General features: G+C 46.9%; 4 protein-coding genes. 1 reads left to right on the forward strand and 3 read right to left on the reverse strand.

The genetic code is table 11. The features are described from left to right. Both DW640_RS22985 and DW640_RS22990 read right to left on the reverse strand, forming a co-directional pair. Positions 1–272 (reverse strand): N-acetylmuramoyl-L-alanine amidase (locus DW640_RS22985; protein WP_199610456.1); only part of this gene is annotated, 272 nt, incomplete at its 3' end. Positions 273–336: 64 nt separating this feature from the next. Next, positions 337–846, reverse strand: a complete 510-nt coding sequence (locus DW640_RS22990; RefSeq protein WP_158562606.1) for an HU family DNA-binding protein — start codon at positions 844–846, stop codon at positions 337–339. Between the two features lie 278 nt (positions 847–1124). Between DW640_RS22990 and DW640_RS22995 the strand changes: the two genes are divergently transcribed. Then, positions 1125–1370, forward strand: a complete 246-nt coding sequence (locus DW640_RS22995; RefSeq protein ID WP_008761384.1) for a DUF4248 domain-containing protein — start codon at positions 1125–1127, stop codon at positions 1368–1370. Positions 1371–1594: 224 nt separating this feature from the next. Here the strand turns inward: DW640_RS22995 and DW640_RS23000 are convergent. Further along, the coding region (locus DW640_RS23000) for a DUF3987 domain-containing protein (RefSeq protein WP_117578992.1) at positions 1595–3219 on the reverse strand (1625 nt) is incomplete at its 5' end.

Genomic DNA, 3219 nt, shown 5'->3' on the forward strand with positions numbered 1-3219 from the left:
TCCGGTGTCCGTGTGTCCGCCGGGCGTCCCCGGCAGTCCAGGCCGCCTTCGTAGCAAATTCCGATACTCTCCGCATTAAAACCTTTCGCATGTGCCCCGATCCGTTCCACCGGACGGGTAAGATGCGTTGTTCCATCCTTGCGGATATAGTAATGATAACCTGTCCCGTTAAATCCCCGCCGGCGGTGCATCGTATCCAGATCAAAAGCCGTCAACTCCTTGTCTGCCCGCGTTGCAGAACAGTGAATCACAATTAAATGAATCTTCCTCATAAAGCCACTAATTCTAACTATCAATCCCTCGTACATTGATTACCAACTCTCAACTCTCCACTTCTTACACTGTCGGGTCCGGAGCTTCCTCGTCGCCTCCGCCGCCTTCGTTTCCACTGCCACCGGGGTTGTTGTCCTCTCCTGATCCGTCGCCTTTCTTCTTTTTCGGGGCTTCGAGGTCGAGAAACTCGATCTTGTCACCGGCACGGGTAGACGTCAGGTTGGGGCGGACGCTGCTGGAAGGGCGGAAGTTGATCTGTATAGATTTGATATTCTTCACCGTACACTCTTCTTTCGTGGTTGCTCCCAGCGTATGGGCGGATAGGCTGAATACACCGAAGTCTCTGATATTGACCGATTTTCCGTCGAAGAGCGCCGCTCGCATTGCCTCCACATAGTTGGTCAGTACGCTTTGGATGTCGCCCAGGAAGAGGGAACTCTTGTCCTTCATGATGTAGGCGATGCCGTCAAGGTCTACACTTTGTCCCATCGTCACCAGTTGGGGGTGGTACTTCAGCACCCCGTCAATTTTTCGCGGGTCTTTACGACCCATTCTTTTAAATGGTATTGCCATGATGATAAATTAAAGATTTAGAAAAATATAAATTAATAATTACTGATTGCTGTCACTCGATCAGTGTCGGGAGAGAGAATGAGCTCTGTTTCTTTCTTTCGATGTGTCAAAGGTAGCCTATTCTTAAGCCATGAGAATACGTACTTTATCGTACTTCGTCGTACTTTCTTTCAGAATGTATTTACTTTCTTTCTGATTGATTTTATTTTACTTGTTTGCTTGTGTGCGCAAATATGTTTTAGTATATTTGAAGTACGAAAGAACTTAAAAACAACGATATGAAAACAGAAAAAGAAGAAGCGGAAGAAGAACCGTTTGTCATCCGTCCGTATTTGAAGTCGGAGCTGGCTCACAAGTACAATCCACATTTGCCATTGATTTATGCCATGCAGAAACTACGGGGATGGATCAGAAATAATAAAGAACTTTATGACGCTATGTATAGCGGTGGAGAAGGAAAAAACGATCATGCTTATAGCAGCAGACAGGTGAGGCTGATCGTGAAGTTTCTCGATGAGCCGTGAATCTGTTTTTCGATGAGTCGTGAATCTGTTTCTTGATAAGTCGTCCGTCTGTAAGGAAGAAACAAATTAGCTATTAGCATATCGAAATTAGCTATTAGCTAATTTGTTTTTGCTAATAGCTAATTTCGATATGCTAATAAGACTTATTGTTTTTTTCTTGTGACAATGAAGTAAAAGTCACGAATTTCCCCTTTCAAAGTCCAGTAAAGTCCAGAAAGTCCATATTAGATTTTCAGAATATACGAACCGTGACCTAACTTGCTGATTCTCCCTGCTTTAATGCCTTTATTCAATAAGTAGTAAACGGTGCTTCTTGAGAGGTTCAATTCCTCTCCCAAAGCACATGCTTCTTTGGCTGAAAAACTCTTTTTGAGTTTCGTCAGAAGTCGCGAGAGATTATCGGGCGATTGTAATGGTTTCGTATCTTCGGCAGAGCTTTTTACCGAAGTACTGACCAGTTTACTATGTTCGAAGCAACACAGCACGATGGCGAGCGCTGCTTTGAAATGCGCGTCCGAGCAGTATACTTCGGGTGTTTCCATTCTCATGGTTCCCTTGTCGATGGCGGAGAAAATGCAGCAGATGCGTGCCGTTATCACTCCATAACGTTTCACCACCCCCAGCAGGTCATCATTACCTAACTGGTCCGTATCTTTGAGCAGTTGCGTGAATACCCGGTTGAATTCTTTTTTCTGTGTATCTGTCAGCTTTACTTCCGTAGGAGAATCTTTCAGAAACAATGCCATCTGTGCGAAGCGCATGGACAACTCGTTGAAGAGATCGTCCGCCCGCACCTTTTCCTCCGCGAACACATCCTGCCATGCTGCCGGAAGTCTGAAAGTATTGATCAGAAAGCGGTTGTACAGCCCTGTCTCCATGGTCGGGATGAATAAAATGAGGCTGGATGGAGTACCGGTGAGAAAAGCCGACAGGGAGGGATATTCCACTTTCAGCGGATGTCGTCCGTTGATCTTGTAGGACGAACTGATCAGTTCGTGCTCGAATGCCTTGCAGAGGATATCGTCGAAGTGTCCGTAATCTTGGTTGCGGGCTGTGCTGACGCTGCTGGCTTCGGTACTGGTGAGCAAGGAAGAACAACTTTGGTTGTTGATGAGGTGAGTGATGAGCTGTGCACGGCTGATGTCGGCAGGGATCAGCGGAAATGCCAGCTTCGGCTCCTCCGGTTCGTCCGGCAGGTTGGTGGCGGCAGTATTCTTTTTGCGTATCGCCTGCAAGGAGAGGGTATAGTCCCTGAGTGCTTTCTTGTATTCCTTTTCGATCTTCAGACTCTGCTTCTCCCAATACTCACAATAGTGCTTGTGCAGGCGTATGCCATAGCCGATGAGGTTCTTGTTGGCACCGGAGGAAGCTACGACGATACAGTAGATATTGGGCTGATAATTCCGTCGGTTGTAGCGGATGCTTACACTGGGGAGCATGCTGCTTATCGTGGTAATACATGACAACAAGAGTCCGTCCCTTTCACGCTCATCTCTTGCGATGGAGACGCACTCCTTGAAGATGGCGGGAATGAGATCGTAAATTTCGTCAGGAAAGGTCGGAGTCTGCTCTCTGAGCTCTTCTCCGATGATTTCATCCTCCTTTTCTGCCGGATTTTCGTTTTCTGAAAATCCTATAACGGACTTTTGGACTTTACTGGAATTTGAAGGAGGATTTTCGAAGCTTTCCGTCTCTGCCGCAGTCATTACATTCTGGTAAGCTGATTTTACAGTACGTGCGATTTCGGGCTCACGGAAGTTGTCTTCTTCCAAGGTGCGAACCAATTCGGTGGTCAGTTCGTTACGGTCGATGCCGCGTTTGCAGGCAGCGCAGCTGAGCCGGAAAACGG

Source organism: Bacteroides sp. AM23-12 (assembly GCF_003434395.1).
GTDB classification, from domain to species: domain Bacteria; phylum Bacteroidota; class Bacteroidia; order Bacteroidales; family Bacteroidaceae; genus Bacteroides; species Bacteroides thetaiotaomicron.

Coding starts and splice junctions, on each gene's coding strand:
- DW640_RS22990 (WP_158562606.1), bottom strand. CDS start 846: ATGGCAATACCATTTAAAAGAATGGGTCGTAAAGACCCGCGAAAAATT.
- DW640_RS22995 (WP_008761384.1), top strand. CDS start 1,125: ATGAAAACAGAAAAAGAAGAAGCGGAAGAAGAACCGTTTGTCATCCGT.